The 17,721-nt window shown below is 75.2% G+C and carries 12 protein-coding genes; 4 read left to right on the forward strand and 8 right to left on the reverse strand.

The window, feature by feature from the left end; translation table 11 throughout:
• Window positions 1–65: 65 nt before the first annotated feature.
• The gene (locus ABZZ17_RS04745) at window positions 66–488 is read right to left on the reverse strand and encodes a DUF350 domain-containing protein (protein ID WP_356871984.1); all 423 of its coding nucleotides are present in this window, start codon (window positions 486–488) and stop codon (window positions 66–68) included.
• 102 nt (window positions 489–590) lie between these two features.
• Between ABZZ17_RS04745 and ABZZ17_RS04750 the strand changes: the two genes are divergently transcribed.
• On the forward strand, window positions 591–2,444 hold the full coding sequence (locus ABZZ17_RS04750; protein ID WP_356871986.1) for a GNAT family N-acetyltransferase: 1,854 nt from the start codon (window positions 591–593) through the stop codon (window positions 2,442–2,444).
• Here the strand turns inward: ABZZ17_RS04750 and ABZZ17_RS04755 are convergent.
• On the reverse strand, window positions 2,399–4,429 hold the full coding sequence (locus ABZZ17_RS04755; protein WP_356871988.1) for an AMP-binding protein: 2,031 nt from the start codon (window positions 4,427–4,429) through the stop codon (window positions 2,399–2,401). The genes ABZZ17_RS04750 and ABZZ17_RS04755 overlap by 46 nt on opposite strands.
• 149 nt (window positions 4,430–4,578) lie before the next feature.
• Here ABZZ17_RS04755 and ABZZ17_RS04760 point away from each other — a divergent pair, with 149 nt between their 5' ends.
• Together ABZZ17_RS04760 and ABZZ17_RS04765 are read left to right on the forward strand one after the other, a co-directional pair.
• Complete coding sequence (locus ABZZ17_RS04760; RefSeq protein WP_356871990.1) at window positions 4,579–6,480, forward strand: ABC transporter ATP-binding protein; 1,902 nt, start codon at window positions 4,579–4,581, stop codon at window positions 6,478–6,480.
• A gap of 46 nt (window positions 6,481–6,526) precedes the next feature.
• A complete protein-coding gene (locus tag ABZZ17_RS04765; RefSeq protein ID WP_356871992.1) occupies window positions 6,527–6,928 on the forward strand; it encodes a VOC family protein in 402 nt (133 codons plus the stop codon).
• 86 nt (window positions 6,929–7,014) lie between these two features.
• On the opposite strand, the gene ABZZ17_RS04770 is transcribed toward ABZZ17_RS04765, so the two are convergent.
• From ABZZ17_RS04770 to ABZZ17_RS04790, 5 genes are read right to left on the reverse strand one after another with little or no spacing between them, the layout of a single operon-like run.
• Window positions 7,015–8,580, reverse strand: coding sequence for an AAA family ATPase (locus ABZZ17_RS04770; protein ID WP_356871994.1), 1,566 nt, complete (start codon window positions 8,578–8,580; stop codon window positions 7,015–7,017).
• A 16-nt stretch (window positions 8,581–8,596) separates the two neighbouring features.
• On the reverse strand, window positions 8,597–9,181 hold the full coding sequence (locus ABZZ17_RS04775) for a hypothetical protein (protein ID WP_356871996.1): 585 nt from the start codon (window positions 9,179–9,181) through the stop codon (window positions 8,597–8,599).
• Window positions 9,182–9,192: 11 nt separating this feature from the next.
• The gene (locus tag ABZZ17_RS04780; RefSeq protein WP_356871998.1) at window positions 9,193–9,378 is read right to left on the reverse strand and encodes a hypothetical protein; all 186 of its coding nucleotides are present in this window, start codon (window positions 9,376–9,378) and stop codon (window positions 9,193–9,195) included.
• Window positions 9,375–11,147 (reverse strand): hypothetical protein, encoded by a 1,773-nt coding sequence (locus tag ABZZ17_RS04785; RefSeq protein WP_356872000.1) that lies wholly within the window; start codon window positions 11,145–11,147, stop codon window positions 9,375–9,377. The genes ABZZ17_RS04780 and ABZZ17_RS04785 overlap by 4 nt, the downstream gene beginning before the upstream one ends.
• The gene (locus tag ABZZ17_RS04790; protein WP_356872002.1) at window positions 11,144–11,641 is read right to left on the reverse strand and encodes a hypothetical protein; all 498 of its coding nucleotides are present in this window, start codon (window positions 11,639–11,641) and stop codon (window positions 11,144–11,146) included. Before ABZZ17_RS04790 ends, ABZZ17_RS04785 begins: the two co-directional genes overlap by 4 nt.
• A 157-nt stretch (window positions 11,642–11,798) precedes the next feature.
• Between ABZZ17_RS04790 and ABZZ17_RS04795 the strand changes: the two genes are divergently transcribed.
• Window positions 11,799–13,736, forward strand: a complete 1,938-nt coding sequence (locus tag ABZZ17_RS04795) for a caspase family protein (RefSeq protein WP_356872004.1) — start codon at window positions 11,799–11,801, stop codon at window positions 13,734–13,736.
• On the opposite strand, the gene ABZZ17_RS04800 is transcribed toward ABZZ17_RS04795, so the two are convergent.
• A complete protein-coding gene (locus tag ABZZ17_RS04800) occupies window positions 13,717–17,709 on the reverse strand; it encodes a CHAT domain-containing protein (RefSeq protein WP_356872006.1) in 3,993 nt (1,330 codons plus the stop codon). The two genes, ABZZ17_RS04795 and ABZZ17_RS04800, sit on opposite strands and share 20 nt — an antisense overlap.
• Window positions 17,710–17,721 lie beyond the last annotated feature (12 nt).

Below are 17,721 nucleotides of genomic sequence, written 5' to 3' on the forward strand. Positions count from 1 at the left end.
GCCGCTCCCTGTGGGGGGCGGCGCTCTCGTCAGGTGCGGTGCCGGGTGCCGTCCCGGCCGCCGGGTCAGGCGATGGAGGCCGCCACGATGGCGGCGACCGCGAGGTTGCAGCAGGCCGTGACCCAGACGGCCGGGTGCGGCTCCGGGTCGACGACGATGGCGCCGAGCTTGCCCGGGGTGACCAGGTCCAGCACCAGGAAGGCCACCGCCATCAGGATCAGGCCGAGCAGGCCGAACGCGGCGGTGGACAGCAGGCCCTTGCCGAAGTCGTCGTACGTGGTCCAGATGGAGGTGAAGACGATGCCGCCGATGCCGAGGAGCGCGGAGCTGAGCAGGAGGGCGGCGTTGCGGTTGCGTTCCTCCCAGATCTGCTTCGGGAGCTTCCCGGGCGTCAGCACGTCCACCAGGACGATGCCGAGGATCAGCAGCACCAGGCCGAGGGCGCCGAACGCGCTGGTCCGGCCAAGTCCGTTGATGATGTCGCTCATTGAGAAGCCTGTCTCCGGGGTGGGTAGGAAGGGTGGCGTACCTGCCGTGGGCTGGCCGAATCTATCGCACGGCCCGGCGGTGGACCATGGGGAGGTCAGGAAATGGCAAAGGTCAGGGCCGCGCGGGCCGGGGAGGCGCCGGAGCTGACCGCGCTGGTGCTGCGTTCCAAGGCGTACTGGGGGTACGACGCGGAGTTCCTGGCCGCGTGCGCACCGGGGTTGCGGATCGGCGGCGGGGAGGTGGCGGCCCGGCGGATCGTGGTGGCGGAGGACGAGCGCGGGCGGGTGCTGGGCCTCGCGTCCCTGGAAGATCCGGAGGAACCGGAGGAACCGGAGCAGGTGGTTCCCGAAGGGGTGGGCCCGGGGCCGCGGGCGCGGCTCGGGCTGCTGTTCGTGGAGCCGGCCGCCATCGGCCGGGGCGTCGGGCGGCTCCTGTACCGGGACGCGCTGCGCCGGGCGGCCGCCCTCGGGGTGCGCAGGCTGCTCGTCGACGCCGATCCGCACGCGGTGGGCTTCTACCGGGCGATGGGCGCGGTGCCCTCGGGCCGCTCCCCCGACGGTCTGGTCCGTTTCGAGGTCGCTCCGGTGCCGCTGCCGGGCTGGGCGCGGGCCTGGACGGGCGGGGCGCCGGCCGTGCACGTGGGCAACGTGGCCGAGTTCAACGCGCAGTTCCGTGACCCGTCGCTGGACGTGGGGCAGCGCGCCGCCCACCACTACGCCTGCCTGGCCGCCTTCTACAGCCCCTGCCCGGCGGTGCTGGTGCTGCCCCGGGCGGTGCCGGCGGGCTGGGTCCGCCTGGTCGGCCGGCAGTTGGACTGGGGGCCGGAGGTGGAGGTGTACGACGGCCTGGCCGAGCGGGGTTCCGGCCTGTCGGAGGCCGTACGGGCCCGGCCGGTGCTCGCCCGGCGGGTGACCGGGCGGGGGCTGCCCCTCGTCCCGTGGGGGCGGACGGCGGGGTTCGCGCGGCTGGCTGGCCGGCCGTGGCGGCCCGAGGAGCTGCGGTACGAGTCCAAGTCGGCGGCGCACGCCCTGTTCGGCCGGATCCTGGCGGGCGGAGGGCATCCGGGGATCGTGCTGCCCACGCAGTGGCGGGCCGGAAACCGCTGGACGGCGCGGCGGCTGCTGGCGGCGCGGGCCCGGGCGGGCGAGAGCACCGTTCTCAAATCGGAGCACGGTGTCGGGGGTTCGGGCACGACGGTGGTGACGCCCGCCCGGGTGCGGGAGGCGGGCGGGCCCCGGGCGGTGCTGCGCGGGCTGCCGCGGGGGCCGCTGCTGGTGGAGGAGTACGTACCCGGTCCGGCAGGAGCGGACGCGGGGCCGCGGGACCTCACCTACGACGGGTTCGTGGACGACGCCGGCCGGGTGCACGAGGTGGGCGCGGCGGTGATGGACGTGGCCGACGGCGCCTACCGGGGCGCGACGGTCGGGCCCGGTGTGGTGCCCGGGCGGCTGGAGGGGCCGCTGCTGACGTTCGGGCGGGCGGTGGGCCGGGAGCTGGCCGGCTCCGGGTACCGGGGCTGGTTCGACGTGGACTTCGTCGCCGACGCGGCGGGCCGGCTGGCGCCGACCGAGACCAACCTGCGGCTCACCGGCCCGTCGGTCGCCTTCATGGTGGCGGCGCGGCTCGACCAGCTCCGTGGTGCGGGGCACCTGGTACGGATCGTCGACCGGGTGGGGCTGGGGGCCCGGCTGCCGGACGCGCAGCTGGAGGAGTTGTGTGCCGGCCTGGCGCGGGAATGCGCGGAGCTGGGCGCGGTGTTCGTCCCGGCCGTCCCGACGGCGGCGTTCGATCCGGCGCCCTGGTTCGGGGTGCTGGTCGCCGCGCGCGAGGCCGGGGCGCTGGACGCGGCCGACGCGCTGGTGCGGGCGCGGGCCCTCGCGGTCGGCGAGGGCTTCACCCCGGCGGGGGTTCAGTCGTCGAAGTCGAAGGGGTCGGCCGGTTTCCGGGTGACGTAGACGGCCACGACGGCGGCGGCTGCCATCAGGGGGACGTTGAAGAGGTAGACGAGGGCGGCCTGGCGCGCCCAGTCCTGTTTGGCCGCCAGCCGGTAGAGGTTGTCCTGCGGCCACCAGGAGACCAGCAGGTACACGATCGCGAGGTGGGCGGCCTTGGTCAGGGCCGGGCCGCGGCGCTGGGCGAGCATCCCCCGGCGGCCGTTGAACAGGAACATCACCCCGAGGCCGAAGGCCAGGCACTCGAACAGGTAGAGCAGTCCGAAGAAGAAGGCCCAGGGGGCGGGGACGCCGCTGAGGTCGGTCGATCCGGGCCACAGGAGGTTCGTGAGGATCAGTGCGACCAAACCGGTCGCGAGGGACCCGCAGCCGACGGCCCACGCCGACGACCCGTCACCGGTACCCGCCGCGGAGTACTTGGCGGTGCCCGTGCGCGCCCCGTACCCGGACGGGGTCGGGGCGAGGAGGAGCGGCGGCTTCGGCACGCGGGCCCGGTCCTCCTGACCGCCCCGGGTGCGGGGCAGGGCGCGCAGGCGGATCACGGCGCGCGGCACCAGACCGGCCGGCACCTTGTCCCCGAGGTGGCCGCGGAGTTCCTCGACCTCCGGCAGGGCGCCGCCCGGGGGCCAGGGCGGCGCCCCGTGGGGCGGGGTGACGTAGGCGACGAGCCGTGGTGCGCCCCTGCCGCCGGTGACGGCCACCACGACGGCCGAGCCGACGAGCGGGTGGGTGCGGACCGCGGATTCCAGCGGGTGGGGGTCGACGGGCCGGCCGTCGAGGTCGAAGCGGTCACGGATGCGGCCGCCGAATTCCAGCAGTCCGTCCGAGCGCAGGCGCCCGAGGTCACCGGTGGGAAACGCGTCGCCGCCGCCGGGCGGGGTGAGGTGGATCTCCCCGTCGCGTACGTGGACGTCGCAGCCGGGGAAGGGGGTGCCCAGCAGGGCGAGCCGCTCGGGGTCGTCGAGCGGGCGGGGCAGCTGCGGCAGTTCGAACCGGGTGCCGTTGCCCGCGCACTCGGCGTGGCCGTAGACGTTCAGGACGCGGGCGCCGGGGCGCAGCGCGGCCTGGAGGGCGCAGTGGTCGTCGAGGTGGAGCCGGTCCCCGGTGACGGCGACCAGCCGCAGCGGCCCGGTGCCGGTGGCGGGGCGGGACTGCGCGGGGACGGCCGACCGGTCGGGGTCGGGCAGCAGGCCGAGTGCGCCGGCCGGGTCGGTGTGCAGCACGCTGACCCGTTCGGCGGCGACGGTCCGCAGCACGTCCCCGGGCTCCCGGGAGGGGTCGTCCGGGGGCAGCACGAGGGACCCGCCGGAGCACAGGGCCCGGGTCCAGCCGGCGGCGAAGGCGGTGACGTCGGGGCCGCAGGTGAACAGGTGCCGGTCCTCGGGGGTGAGCCGGGCGACCTCGGCCCAGCCCTCGTGGGCGGCGAGCAGCAGCGCGTGGCCGACGCGGACCGGCCGCGGCGAGGCCGAGCCGGTGAACAGGACCGCGGCCGGTGCGTCCTGCGGGGATCCGGGATCCGGGGCGGGGCGGGCCGGCGGATGGCCGGGCCGTTCGGCGATCCGGGCCGCCTCCGCGTCCAGGAGCAGGGTTCGCGTGCCGTCTCCCCGGTCGAGGCGGGCGTGGTGGGCGGTGTGGGTGAGCAGCAGGTCCGGCGACAGACCGGCGAGCAGGCGCCCGGCCGCGTGCGGGTCCCCGGCGTCGAGGAGGGCGTAGGTCCCGCCGGCCTTGAGGACGGCGAGGAGGGCGACGAGGAGGTCGGGCCGGAGGGTGGTGGCGACGGCCACCAGGGGGCGGTCGGGCAGGCCCCGCGCGAGGAGGTGGTGGGCCAGCCGGTTGGCGCGCGCGTCGAGTTCCGCGTACGCGAGGCCGTCCGGTCCGGCGCGGAGGGCGCGGGCGTCCGGGGTGTCCCGGGCACAGCGTTCGAAGCGTTCGAGGACCGTGTCGAGGGCGGGCCTGCCGGGTCGGGCGGACTGCGGTGCCTGCGTCATGTCCCGATGATGGCACCGCGGGCGGAGCCGCACGAGGGACCGGAGCACCCGCGAAGACGCTTTCCGCGGACGGGAGTTGAGCGCCCGTGCGGGTGGTCCGGCCACGAACCCTTGACCTGAAGTTATCTTGAGGTTTTAGCGTGTGGGTCATGGACATGGAAGTCACGGCGTGGACCTCGCTCCACAGCGCGCTCAACGCCCAGCAGGACCGGCGCCCCTTCAACCGCACCAGTCTTCGCCGCATCGCGGTCTTCGCCCGCCCGCACCGGGGCGGGCTGGTCCTCTTCCTGCTGCTCAGTGTGGTGGGGGCGCTGCTCGCGGTGGCGACGCCGCTGCTGGCCAGCCGGATCGTGGACGCCGTCGTGGACGGCGGCGACGGCGGGGTGGTGACCCGGCTGGCCCTGCTCATCGCGGTCATCGCGGTCGCGGAGGCGGGCCTCGGCCTGCTGACCCGCAAGCTGTCCGCCACGCTCGGCGAGGGCCTGATCCTCGACCTGCGGACGGCGGTGTTCGACCACGTTCAGCGGATGCCGGTCGCGTTCTTCACCCGGACCCGGACGGGCGCGCTCGTCAGCCGCCTCAACAACGACGTGATCGGCGCCCAGCGGGCCTTCAGCAACACCCTGTCCGGCGTGGTCGCCAACACGGTGACCCTGCTGCTGACCCTGGTGGTGATGCTCGGCATCTCCTGGCAGATCACCCTGCTGGCACTGGTGCTGCTGCCGGTGTTCGTGCTGCCGGCCCGCAGGATGGGCGTGCGGATGGCGGGCATGCAGCGGGAGGCCTCGACGCTGAACGCCGCGATGGGCACGCAGATGACCGAGCGCTTCTCCGCCCCCGGCGCCACCCTCGTCAAGCTCTTCGGCCGGCCGGCGGACGAATCCGCCGAGTTCGCGGCCCGCGCGGCCCGGGTGCGGGACATCGGCATCCGTACGGCGATGGCCCAGTCGGCCTTCATCACCGCCCTGACGCTGGTCTCCGCCCTCGCACTCGCCCTCGTGTACGGCCTCGGCGGCTACTACGCCCTGCGCGGCACCCTGGACGCCGGTTCCGTCGTCGCCCTCGCGCTGCTCCTGACCCGGCTGTACGCCCCCCTGACGGCCCTGGCCGGGGCCCGCGTCGAGGTGATGAGCGCCATGGTCAGCTTCGAGCGGGTCTTCGAGATCCTCGACCTGAAGCCGCTGATCTCCCAGAAGCCGGACGCCCGCCGGGTGCCCGAGGGGCCGGTGGCCGTGGAGTTCGACGGGGTCTCCTTCGGCTACCCGTCGGCCGACAAGGTCTCCCTCGCCTCCCTGGAGGAGGTCGCCACCCTCGACTCGCGGGGCGGCACCGAGGTGCTGCACGGGGTGTCCTTCCGCGCCGAGCCCGGCCAGATGGTCGCCCTCGTCGGCTCCTCCGGCGCCGGCAAGTCCACGATCGCCCAGCTGCTGCCGCGGCTGTACGACGCGGACGCGGGCGCGGTGCGCCTCGGCGGGATCGACGTACGGGACCTCACGGCCGACTCCATCCGCGACACCCTCGGCATGGTCACCCAGGACGGCCACCTCTTCCACGAGTCGGTACGGGCGAACCTGCTGCTGGCCCGGCCGGACGCCACGGAGGAGGAGGTGTGGGAGGCCCTGCGCCGCTCCCGGCTGGACGGGCTCGTCGCCTCGCTCCCCGACGGTCTGGACACCGTCGTGGGCGAGCGCGGCTACCGGCTCTCGGGCGGGGAACGCCAGCGGCTGACGATCGCCCGGCTGCTGCTGGCCCGCCAGCGGGTGGTGATCCTCGACGAGGCGACCGCCCACCTGGACTCCACCTCGGAGGCGGCCGTCCAGGAGGCCCTGGCCGAGGCCCTGAGCGGGCGGACGGCCGTGGTGATCGCGCACCGGCTGTCGACCGTGCAGGCGGCCGACCTGATCCTGGTGGTGGAGGACGGCCGGATCGTGGAACGCGGCACGCACACCGAGCTGCTGGCCGCGGGCGGCCGGTACGAGGAGCTCTACCGGACCCAGTTCGCGGCGGCCGGCCGCGCCCCGGGCGGCGCCGTGGCGGCCTCGGGAGCATGATGGCCGCGGGACCCGGCCCGGGCCCTTGCCGATCTTGGAGCGTGTCATGGACATCAAGCTGGAGCTGGTCGCCGTCCCCGTCACCGACGTGGACCGGGCCAAGGCCTTCTACGAGAGGATCGGCTTCCACGCCGATCACGACGTCACGGTCAGCGAGGAGATCCGCTTCGTCCAGCTCACCCCGCCCGGATCGGCCTGCTCGATCGCCCTCGGCAAGGGCCTGACCCGGATGGTCCCCGGGTCGCTGGACAACCTCCAGGTCGTGGTCACCGACATCGAGGAGGCCTACGCCGACCTCAGGGGCCGGGGCCTGGAGGTGACCGAGATCCAGGACATGCCCTGGGGATCGTTCGTCTACTTCTCCGACCCGGACGGCAACGGCTGGGCCGTGCAGCAGACGACGCCGCGCACCGCCGCGGACCCGGGGCGGGACGCGGCCGCGGGCTGAAGCCCCCCGCCACCCGGGCGGTCCGTACGCCGGGCCGGTGGCGCGCGTACGGACCGCGCGGGCGCGCCACCGGCCCGGGGCGGCCGTCAGTCGTCGAGGAAGACGATCCGCCGGGCCGGGCCCGAGGGGCCCTGGGCGGCCGCGGCCGTGAACCGGCCGGCCGGAACGGCCCGTTCCCGGCCCCAGGCGCGGATCTCCTCGATCTGTTCCGGGTTGTTGCGGCTGAGTGGCACCGTGTTGGCGAAGGTGTCCAGGACGAACGCGGGCCGCATGTGCTGCGGGCCGCCGCCCAGGTAGACCTCGGCGCCGACGTCGTGCAGGGCCGCCTCGATGTCGGAGCCCGCGAACCCGTCGGACAGCTCCACGAGCCGGGCGAGCTGCTCGGGATCGGGTTCGGTCTTCAGGTAACGGCGGTAGTAGATGCCGATGATCTCCTCCCGGTCCTGGGCGTCGGGCAGGTCGACGAAGAACAGCTCGTCGAAGCGGCCCTTGCGCAGCAGTTCGGGCGGCAGGCTGCGGACGTCGTTGGCGGTGGCGACGACGAAGGTGCGCGACTGCGACTCCTGGAGCCAGAACAGGAACTGCCCGATGATGCGCTGCGGGACCCCGGTCCCGTCGCCCGCGCCGGCCAGCCCCTTCTCGATCTCGTCGATCCACAGCACGCAGGGCGCGACCCGGTCGGCGGTCTCCAGCGCCTCCCGGAAGCGGCCCTCCGACTCGCCCAGGTACTTTCCGTGGATGGAGCCCATGTCCAGCCGGTACAGGGGAAGTTGCCACTGCGCGGCGATGGCCTTCGCCGAGAGCGACTTGCCGCAGCCGGGGACGCCCACCAGCAGGACCCCGCGCGGCGGCCGCAGGTCGGTGGCGCGCAGGTCGGCCTGGAGCAGCCGGCCGCGGCGGCGGAGCCAGTCGCGGAGGTTCGACAGGCCCCCCACCGCGTAGTCGGCGGCCTTGAGCGGGACCTTCTGCAGACCGGTCAGGTCGTTGAAGATGCGGTCCTTGGAATGGGCGAGGGCCACGACGTCGCCCGCCTCCACGGAGCCCTTCGCGGCGACCGTGGCCATCAGGTTGATCGCCTCCCCCTCGGTGACCCCGACGAGGAACTCGGCGGCCCGCCGGGTGTCCCCCTCGTCCCAGGCGATGGGGATGTGGCCCCGGTGGTCGTCGAGGAACGCGGAGATCGTCGCGTACATCTCGTCGGCATCGGGCGGGTCGAGCTGGAGGCCCATGCCGAGCCGCTGGAGACCGCTCCACACGGGGCTGTCGGTGATGAGGATGACGCTGCCCATGTTGGTGTCGGCCAGCCGGGCGAGTTCGGCGACGTGCCGGGTCAGGGGGGTGTCGGCGTCGAGGTCGTCCGGTTCGACGAGGACGAGGGTGGCGTTGGGGCGGGAGGTGAACTGGGACGCCGCGTACTCCATGGCGCCCGTCAGGGAACGGTCGTCCATCAGGGGCGCGTTGGTGCGCAGGTCGCGCAGTCCGGTGGCCCTGGTGTAGATCCAGAACGGCATGGCGCCGCGCCGGGCGTGGGTGGCGGCGGTGCGTACGAGGCGCAGCGCGCGCTGCTGTTCGATGGTGCGGATGCAGATGACCGGGACCCGGGCGGAGATGTAGCTGTCGAGATCGCGATGGCATTCGGCGTGGTTGGACATGGGTGGTGGTCTCCGGTCAGTCGGTGATGATGCGGCGGCGGGCGGGGGCCGCGGGGTCGTACGACCAGCCCTCGCCCGGCGTCGGTCCCGGCCGGCCCGTCCCCGGTCCCGGCGCGCCCGGGCCGGCCGTGGTCAGCGGGTTCTCGCGCAGGGTGCGGCGGCGGTCCTCCAGGAACCGCGGGTCGCCACCGCCGCGCGCGGCCCGGTCCAGGGACGCCTCCAGCTGTTCCTGGAATCCGGCGATCTGGCCGTCGACGAGTTCCTCCAGCTTCCCGCGCAGGTCTTCGGGGAGGCCGGGGTGCGCGGCGAGGGCGCGGACCGCGTCGAGGCCGGTGCGGGCCTGGACGAGGGCCCGGCCGGCGTCGAACTCGTCGCGGGCCGCTTCGAGGGCCGCGGTCAGGGCCTTCGCCCAGTCGCGCAGGCGCCGGTCGAAGGCGTCGGTGAGGTGCTGTGAGAAGCGGGCCCAGGTGTCCTGGTGGTAGTCCCCGGGCCGCAGCGCGGGGAGCCGGGCGGCGGCTTCGGCGGTGGCGGCGGCCCCGGACCGGCTCCAGTCCCGCAGGTACCGCGTCCACGTCTCGTAGGCGCCGCCGTGGCCCCACATGGCGTGGGCGGTCAGGGGGTGTCCCCTCGGGTGCCGGGGCGGCGTACGAGCTGTTCGCCGGGTGGCAGCGGTGACCATGCGGGCAGGCCTTCGACGACGCGGCGCAGCCGGGCCGTGGTGCGTTCCTCGGCGGGTTCGGCGCCGCCGGCCCACAGCCGGCGGCGGGGCTGGGGTGCTCCGGGGTCGGGTGTGGTCATGTGCGGTCCCCTCCGGGGGTGACGGTACGGCCGGTGAAGGGGGAGTTCCCCTCGGTGGCGGTGGCCAGCGAGTCGATGAGGGCGCGCACCTGTTCCTCGACGGCGTCGGCGTCCTGGTAGGCCTGTTGCCAGTTGGTCAGGTCGGCGCCGGCTCCGACGAGCCGGTGCAGGGCGTCGCGCCGGGCCTCGCCGAGGAGGAGCCGGGCGGAGTCCTGTGCGCGGCGGGTCTTGGTGGCGCCCTGGTGGATGACGAGCCAGGCGATGCCGCCGATGAGCAGGGGGATCAGGACGGCTGCCGCGGGGCTGATCGCGTTGCCGATGAACAGGCCGATCAGGGCGGCGGCGAGGGCCGCGGCCACCTTCCCGGGGTACTTGTACCCGAGGGCGGCGACGAACGGCGCGGTGTGCCGGTCCCAGTGCTCGCCGAGCCCCTTCTCCAGCTCGGGGAGCGGGGTGCGGTACGAGCCGGTCCAGGCGGGCAGGGTGAACTTCTGTCCGGCGACCGGGTAGGTGGCCTCGAAGCGGGCCTGTACGTCCTGCGGTACGGCTGCCCGGTAGTCGCGGGAGAAGCCCTGGTGGGCGTGGTGGAACCAGTCCCGGCAGGCGGCGACGGCGAGGCGGCGCGTGGCTTCGGAGGTGCCGATGGCGGCGGGGTTGAGGGCGGCCGTGCTCTGGACGGTGAGGTAGTCGAGGGTGACGTCGTAGGACGCCGAGTCGGCGTCGGCGGTGGCCCGGGCCCGCGTGGTGTCCCCGTCGTGCGCGACGACGGCCTCCTGGTAGGCGAGGTCGCGGCGCAGGGGCAGTTCCTCGTTGTCGTACTCGGAGACGAGCCGGTCGAGGATGTCGTCGACGGCGTCCTCGATCCGCTGCGTGGGGGTGGGTTCGGTGTTCAGGACGGCCGTGTACTTGTCGAGGACGACCTGCTGGGTGCGTGCGGCGGAGAGCACCTGGCCGAGCTGCGGCCACTGGGGCGAGACCTGGTGCAGGAAGGTGAACTCGGCCCCGGTCACGGTCGGGCACAGGGAGCCGAGTTCGGCCCGCCAGCGGTCGATCTGGGCGTCCTGGGCGGCGGTGTCGCTGCCGAGGAGCTGGTGCCATTCGTCGAGGGCGTCGCGGAGCATGGACCGGCCGGCCGGGCCGAAGGCGCCCTGGGCGACGGACTCCAGGATGACGGCGAACTCGCGGCCGAGGGCGGCCGGGTCCTGGGCCAGCAGGTAGTGGCGCAGCCAGCGTGCCGATTCGCCGTGCCGGCCCTGGCGGCGCAGGACGAGCGCGAAGAAGAGCGAGGTGCGGTCCGGGGAGCGGCGGAAGGACTCCTGGACGGCCCGCTCGCACAGGGCGGGGTCGTCGGCCGACCAGGCGGCGAGGGCCACCAGGGCGGGGGCGAGCCAGTACCTGGGGGTCTGGAGCATCAGCTGGTCGCCGACGGCGCGGACGGTGTCCTCGGAGACCAGGCCGATGTCGAAAGCCTGGAGCATGCCGACGGCGGTGCGCCGGACCACCTTGTGGTGGCCGAACTCGTGGTCGAGCTGGTCCTGGATGACGCCGACGCGGGTCTCCGCCCGCTGGAGGGCCGCGGTGAGCCGTGCCTGCGCCGCGAAGGCCTGGAACTCGTCGCGCAGCTGCTGGAGTTCGGTGCGCGTCTGCTGCTGGTTCGCCTCGACGGAGCTGACCTGCCCCGAGACGTGGCCGATCTGTTCGGCGACCCTGGCGACCAGCTGGTTGACCTCGGCGACCTTCCGGTGCAGTCCGTAGTCGATGTCCGTCATGCGCTTCCCCCCGCTCGCGGCCCGCTGGGCCGTACCACCGAACCGTTCTGCAGGACGGGCAGCAACAGCCCGTCGGAGTAGACCTCCACCCAGGCGTAGCTGGGGCTGCGGGCCAGCATCCGGGCGGCGCCGTAGGGCTCGGGCAGCACGTCGCCGGGGGTGTAGTGCGTGAGGATGGCGCCGAAGAGGTTGAGGATGTGGTCCACGTAGGGCGGGCCCAGGTGGCACCTGGCGAGGAAGCCGATGGGCGCACTGTGGTGGAGCGCCTCGTACTGTTCGCGGATCCAGTCGGCGAGGCGGCGCCCGGCGGCCTCGTCGAGTCCGGCGTCGAGCCGGGCCACCGCTTCGAGCAGCTCGCCCGACCGGCTGCGCAGCCGGTCGGCGAGGGGCCCGGGTGCGTGGGACGCTCCGGTGGCCGCGGCTGCCTCGCCCGCGCCCTGCCGGAGGTCCTGGGCCGGTCGTACGACGCGGCGCGGACGCTCGATGTAGCCCATGGTCTCCCCGTATTCGCGCGTGGAGCACGCAGATTAATGACGTTGCGTCAATCGTGCGACCCCAAAAGGGATTCGAGCCACGTTCTCCCCGCAAGTGACCGTGATCCGACCGGTTTTCGGCCAGTGTCCGCCCCGGCCCGCGGTCCACACTGGCGTGATGGCAAAGGTTTACGCCCTGCTCGTGGGCATCAACGAGTACGGCGCGGCGATCGGTTCGGGTCTGTCCGATCTGCGCGGGTGCCTGAACGACGTGGCCGACGCCCGGGCCGCGCTGGAGGGCGCGGCCCCGGGCCGGGTCGACGCGCGGATCCTGCTGGACTCCGAGGCCACGGCCGCGGCGGTCGAGGAGGCGGTGAGCAGGCACCTGGGCCGGGCTGGGCCGGGTGACACGGCGCTGCTGTGGTTCAGCGGGCACGGGACGGAGTACGCGGCGGTCACCGCGCACGAGCTGCTGCTGGAGCCGACCGGTCGCTGCCAGGCGCTGGTGTGCGCGGACGGGCCGCTTCCGGACAAGCGGCTGGGCGCGTTGCTCGACGGCGCGGCGGCGGGCGGCGGCCGGGTGGTGGCGGTGCTCGACTGCTGCTACTCGGGGGGCGCGAGCCGTAAGCGAGTGACCCCCCGCTCGCTGACGCCGCTGCCGCGGTGGCGGCCGACGGTCGCGTCGCGGGACGTGAGCGGCCCCGACACCGGGCCGCGGCACCTGCTGCTGGCGGCGAGCCGGCTCGGGCAGCCGTCCTTCGAGCGCCCGATCGACGGCGCGGGCCGTACGGACGGCCCGTACGGCCCCGAGGGCCCGCGCACGCGCGGCGTGTTCTCGTACGCCCTGGCCCGCGCCCTGCGCCAGGCCGGACCGGACGCCACCGCGCGGGAGCTGCTCGCGGCGGCGGACGCCGGGGTGCGGCAGCTGGTGTACGGGCAGCAGCCGGTCCTGTTCCCCGCCGATCCGGGCGGGCCCGCCGACCGGCCGCTGCTGGGCGGGGCGGCCGCGGCGCCCAGCGCCCACCTGCTGCGGGAGGGGCCGGACGGCTGGGAGGTGGACTGCGGGCGGGTGCACGGCCTGACCGGTGGCACGGGTACGGAGTTCACGGCGGCGGGTGGCCTCCTGCGGGTCGCGGAGGTGCGGGCCGACCGGGTGCTGGTCGATCCGGACGGCTGGGTACCGGAGCCGGGGTCGGTGCACGCGGTGGCCCTGTCGGCGCTGGCGCTGCCCCCGGCGGCGGTGGTGCTCGACGGGGACCGGGTGGAGCTGCCCGCCTCGCCGCTGCTGCGCGAGGTCCGGGCCGGTTCGGCGGAGGAGACCGGGGCGGGGCTGCTGTTCCGCGTCGAGGTGCGCGGGGGGCTGGCCCGCGTACTGCGCCGGGACGGTTCCCCGTACGTGGACCCGCTGCCGCTGGCGGGGCCCGACGACGTCGGCTTCCTCGCCCACTGCCTGGCCCGGCTGACGCACTGGCACCGCCTCCGCGACCTGAACGCGGGCCTGTCCCCGCTGTCCGGGCACGTCCGGGTGGAGGTACTGCCGTGGTCGGACCGCGACGGGGAACCGCTGCGGCCCGACGCGCGGGGGGAGATCGCCCTCGCCTACGAGGGCCGGGAGCCGCCGTGGATCACCGTGCGGGTGCGCAACACCGGGCCGCGGCCGCTGTGGTGCGTGCTCCTCAACCTGGACGAACGGTTCGGGGCCGGGTCGGCGCTCTTCCCGGGCGGGTTCGTCGGCCCGGGGATGACCGGGCACGCGCTGGACGGGGAGCCGCTGCGGATGGTGCTGCCGGCGTCGCGGCCGGTGCGGCCCGGGGCTTCGGTGCGGGACTGGCTGACGCTGGTCGTGGCCGAGGGGGAGCTGAACACGGTGCCGTTCCACCTGCCCCCATGGGATGCGACCACCGACCGCCCGGGTTCGGTCGGCGGCCCGGCCGCGGACGGTCTGCTGCGGCTGGCCGGGCCGTCGGCCGGGCCGTCGGCGGGGCCGGGCAACCGGGACCTGCTGCCCGCCCGGGCGGCGTTCGTGGCGGGCCAGTGGGCGGCGAGCACCGTCGCCCTGCGCACGGTGGTGCCCGCCCTCCCGGCCGACACCCGCCTCACTGACCCAGGTGCGTGAAGCCGGCCCAGGCGCTCAGGTCGTACGGGTCGAGGTCCGTGAGCCGGGCGGCCAGGACCGGCGGCAGCCCTTCGGGCACGGTCCGCGCCGGGTCCAGCATCCACAGCTGGGCCCGGCGCAGGGCCCGCGCGGGGGGCTCCTGTTCGCGGCGCAGGTAGTGGTGGGTGAGGAACATCAGCAGGGAGGTCGCGTCGTCCGGTACCGGCCACAGCGAGCCGATCACCGAACGGCTGCCGGCCACCAGGAAGGCCGTGGACAGGCTGTACGCCTCGTTGTGGCCGCGCCCCGAGACCTGGCTGCGGCAGGCGGCAAGGACGACGAGTCCGAGCCTGCCGTGGACGGCTCCGGCCAGTTCCTCCGCGGTGAGTTCGCCGCCCTTGAGGGAGAGGTAGGAGCTGCGGGGCCGGTTCTCCTCGACGGTGCCGTGGCAAGCGAGGTGGAGGACGGCGCCGTCGTCGGCCCGGTCGCGCAGCCAGCCGGCGACCTGCCCGGGCGCGCCGTCGCCGGTGCGCAGGCCGACGTACTGGCCGTGCGGGTAGAAGACGCGCCGGACGGCGTCGGCCTCCTCCCCCGCGTAGGGCAGGTCACCGGTGGGGTTGCCGACGACCAGTGCGGTACCGGAGTGCGGGGCCGGGGGGCGGGCCGCGACCTCGCAGAGCAGGCGCGCGGAGGCGGCGTACGAGAACTCGGCCCGTTCGATGGCGTGGCGGCGGCCCCGGCCCTCTTCGGCGAACGCGGCGTGCCAGGGGACCAGACCGAGCGCGCCCATCGGGACGAGGACCAGCCGGGGCACCCGGCCCGGCCGGGCCGGTACGTCGAACACGTCCAGCAGGGGCTGGACGGCGGTCTTCCAGGCCCAGGCGCAGAGCCGGTCCAGCTGGACGCGCAACGGCGGAGCGGGGGCGGGGGCGGGGCGCCCGTAGCCGGGAACGGCTTCGATGTCGCGGGCCTCGCCGGCGTCGGCCGGGCGGTACTCCCGCAGCGGGGCGGCGTCCTCGCGGAGCAGCGGCAGCGGCACCTCGTGCACCGTGCCGGCGGTGGTGACGACGAGGGCGGTACCGGGGCACGACTCGCTGCCGGGCACCAGGTAGACGAGGGCGTCCTTGTGCTGCGTGCGCAGGGCCGCGCCGATCTCCTCGGGGCCGGGCGGGTCGAGGAGCCGGTCGTCGCCCTCGGTGAGCGCGAGGACGACGCGGCGGCGCAGGCCGCTCGGGACGGCGTCGGGGTCGCCGCCCGCCGCCCGCCACTCGTCGGCGAGCCCGAGGTGCCCGCCGGTGGTGAGGCGTTCGGGGACGGAGCGGGTGGTGGTCGCGGTGTGCAGGATGAGGCCCCGGCAGGCGTCGAGGGCCCGTACGGCGTCCTCCGGGGCCCCGTCGGCGACGCACCAGCCGGCCAGTTCCCCCGAGAACTGCTCGGCCAGCCGGGCGGCTTCGGCGACGTCCTGGGTGCCGGACTGGAGGAGCGACGACCACACGAAACCGCGCATCGCCTCCAGGCCCAGCTTCCTGCCCCGCTCGCGGTCGCGGCGGGCCGGGCGGTTCCTCATCCGGTGGGCCCGGGCCAGGTGGAACGTGGTGACGGCCCACAGCCGGTGTTCGGGCCCGCCCTCGGCTTCGGCCGCGGCCGGGAGGAGGGCGAAGGCCCGCTCCAGGTCCCGGATCCGCTCCGGTGCGCGCGGGTTCCCGTCCGCCAGGGCCAGGGCGGTGTACACGCTGCCGGTGTCGGCGGCGAGGCGGATCCAGTCCTCGCTGCCCGCCGGCGCCAGCAGGACCGCCTCCTCCGCGAGGGGAAGGACCTCACGGGCCCGGGCCGCGTCGGCCCGTAGCAGGGCCTCCCCGATCCAGGCGCGGGCCACGTCGCCCAGCACGGTGGCACGGTGGGCGCGCGGCAGCCGGGACGCCTGACGGCGCAGCTCTTCCGGCGAGGGCCGCCCGGCAGGCGGTGGCAGCCGCGGAACCCCGAGGCGCAGGGCGAGGCCTTCGCGGGCCAGCCGGACCGTCTCCAGCTGCGACCAGATCTCGATCCGGCCGGGGTCGTCGGCCGGGTACCGGGCGACGACGTCCGAGAGGACCGCCAGTCCCCGGTCGACGGCGGCCAGGTCTCCCCGCCGGGCGTGCACCATCGCCTCACCGCCGGCCTGCTGGGCCCGCATCGTGTCCGTGAGGAGGGGGGAGAGGTCCAGTTCGTTCCAGACCCGCTCCCAGTCGGCGGGGCTGGGAGCGGCGCCCGTCGTGATGCCGTGCATCTGCGCGAGCACGGAGGAGGCCAGCATGACGCAGAGGGTCAGCCAGGGGCTGTCGAACCCGGTCCGGCGGGCCCCTTCGAAGTGCTCCAGTGCCTCGGTCAGCCGGGCCGGGTTCCCCCGCATCCCCTGGTGCAGGCGCAGTTTGCCCACCGCGAGGTGCGCGTTGACCCACCAGTCGGGGTGGGCCCGCGCGTAGGACAGGACGGCCCGGACGAGTTCCTCCTCGCGTTCCGGGCCGACCCGGTCCCCGTGCGGGTCGAGCGCGGCCAGGAGGGACAGGAGCTGCTCGGCGCGCACCGCGTGCGCGCGGCCGCCGGGTCCGTCCGCACGCCACTCCTCGAAGAAGCGGGAGAAGCGGCGCTCCCAGCGGGCCCGGGCCTCCTCGGTGTCGGCGAGCAGGATGTGGTCCGGGCCGAATTCGAGGGGGATCTCGTCCCCCGCCCGGGCGAGGAACTCCTGGTAGAGACGGTGCAGTTCCTCGGGCGGGACCGACTGCGGGTGGTCGGGGCCCAGTTGGTGCTGCGCGTCGGCCAGCATCATCCGGACGGTCTCCCGCAGCGCGGGTGCCAGGCCGGGGTCCTCCAGGGCCAGGAGGGCGGCGCGCTCGATCCGCGGCAGCCGTTCCCGGTCGCCGTCCATCTCGTGGCGCGTGTGGTGGGCGCTGGTCAGGGCCCAGGCGACGAGGCCGACCGGGCCGGTTCCCTCGGACTCCCAGCGGTCGACGGCCCGGGTGAGGAGGGCGACGGACAGGTCGAGCAGGTCCGCGTCCAGCCGGGTCCGGCCGCGTACGAAGAGCGCCCGGCCGAAGACGTCGAGGTAGCCGAGGTGGAGCGCGTCGATCTCCGCCTCGGTGCCGAGGAGCGCCCTGAGTTCCGTCTCGGCCCGCGCGCCCTGTTCCTCGTCCGCCCAGGTGCCGGCGATGACCACCCGGGCGAAGGCCACGCGCAGCCGGGCGTCCCGCTCCCATTCGGGCCGCCCGGGTGCCTCGGCGAGCGCGCGCAGGGTTTCGTCGCGGCCCTCCTCCAGTACGGCGCGGTCCCCCGCGGTGTTGCCCTGGAGGGTGAGCGACGCGCCCCGGGACTGGCGGACCAGCGGCAGGTCCCGGTCCGGGGCGCCGCCCGCCAGCACGTCGGCGTAGTACCGGGCCGAGCGGGCGAAGGAGGACACCTGGCCGGTGCGCAGACCGTGCTGCTGCCACAGGTAGCCGAGGGCCTCCTGGAGGTCCGCGTCCCGTCCGTCCTCGTCGTCGAGCGCGGCGAGACCGCGGTGCAGGGCCTCGTCGAGGAGGGCCTCGTCGGCGGTCTCCATGAAGCGGATCTTGGTGAGGTTGGCGAGGAGCCGCCGGGCCATCACGGCCTCGCCCCACGACTGCGGATCGCCGGGCAGTTCGGCGAGGCCCTCCGCGAGCAGGGCGTGGGCGCGGGCAGCCGTCTCCGGGTCGGGCCGCTCGTCGTACCGGAGGGCCAGGAGGTGTCCGTACATGATCCGCCACAGCGCCCGCCGCGGCCCGGGCGCGGGGGCGGGACCGGGTTGGCGGAAGGCGTGCGCGAAGGCCTCGACGGCGAGTTCGAGGTCCTCGGGGTCGGCGAGCTCCTCGTGGAGCCGGTAGCTCAGTTCGCCGGCTCGCCCGCACAGGTCCCGTGCCCTCGGGTCGGCGGCCGGCAGGGTGGCGAGCTCGGCCATGACCGCCTCGCGTTCGGCCCGGGCGGCGGTCGCTGATGCGGACAAGACGGCTCCAGG

Source organism: Streptomyces sp. NPDC006512, assembly GCF_040611935.1.
Classification (GTDB): domain Bacteria; phylum Actinomycetota; class Actinomycetes; order Streptomycetales; family Streptomycetaceae; genus Streptomyces.

Bases quoted from the DNA above. Each gene is read 5' to 3' on its own strand.
- ABZZ17_RS04745 (WP_356871984.1), bottom strand. From the start codon at position 488: ATGAGCGACATCATCAACGGACTTGGCCGGACCAGCGCGTTCGGCGCC.
- ABZZ17_RS04750 (WP_356871986.1), top strand. From the start codon at position 591: ATGGCAAAGGTCAGGGCCGCGCGGGCCGGGGAGGCGCCGGAGCTGACC.
- ABZZ17_RS04755 (WP_356871988.1), bottom strand. From the start codon at position 4,429: ATGACGCAGGCACCGCAGTCCGCCCGACCCGGCAGGCCCGCCCTCGAC.
- ABZZ17_RS04760 (WP_356871990.1), top strand. From the start codon at position 4,579: ATGGACATGGAAGTCACGGCGTGGACCTCGCTCCACAGCGCGCTCAAC.
- ABZZ17_RS04765 (WP_356871992.1), top strand. From the start codon at position 6,527: ATGGACATCAAGCTGGAGCTGGTCGCCGTCCCCGTCACCGACGTGGAC.
- ABZZ17_RS04770 (WP_356871994.1), bottom strand. From the start codon at position 8,580: ATGTCCAACCACGCCGAATGCCATCGCGATCTCGACAGCTACATCTCC.
- ABZZ17_RS04775 (WP_356871996.1), bottom strand. From the start codon at position 9,181: ATGTGGGGCCACGGCGGCGCCTACGAGACGTGGACGCGGTACCTGCGG.
- ABZZ17_RS04780 (WP_356871998.1), bottom strand. From the start codon at position 9,378: ATGACCACACCCGACCCCGGAGCACCCCAGCCCCGCCGCCGGCTGTGG.
- ABZZ17_RS04785 (WP_356872000.1), bottom strand. From the start codon at position 11,147: ATGACGGACATCGACTACGGACTGCACCGGAAGGTCGCCGAGGTCAAC.
- ABZZ17_RS04790 (WP_356872002.1), bottom strand. From the start codon at position 11,641: ATGGGCTACATCGAGCGTCCGCGCCGCGTCGTACGACCGGCCCAGGAC.
- ABZZ17_RS04795 (WP_356872004.1), top strand. From the start codon at position 11,799: ATGGCAAAGGTTTACGCCCTGCTCGTGGGCATCAACGAGTACGGCGCG.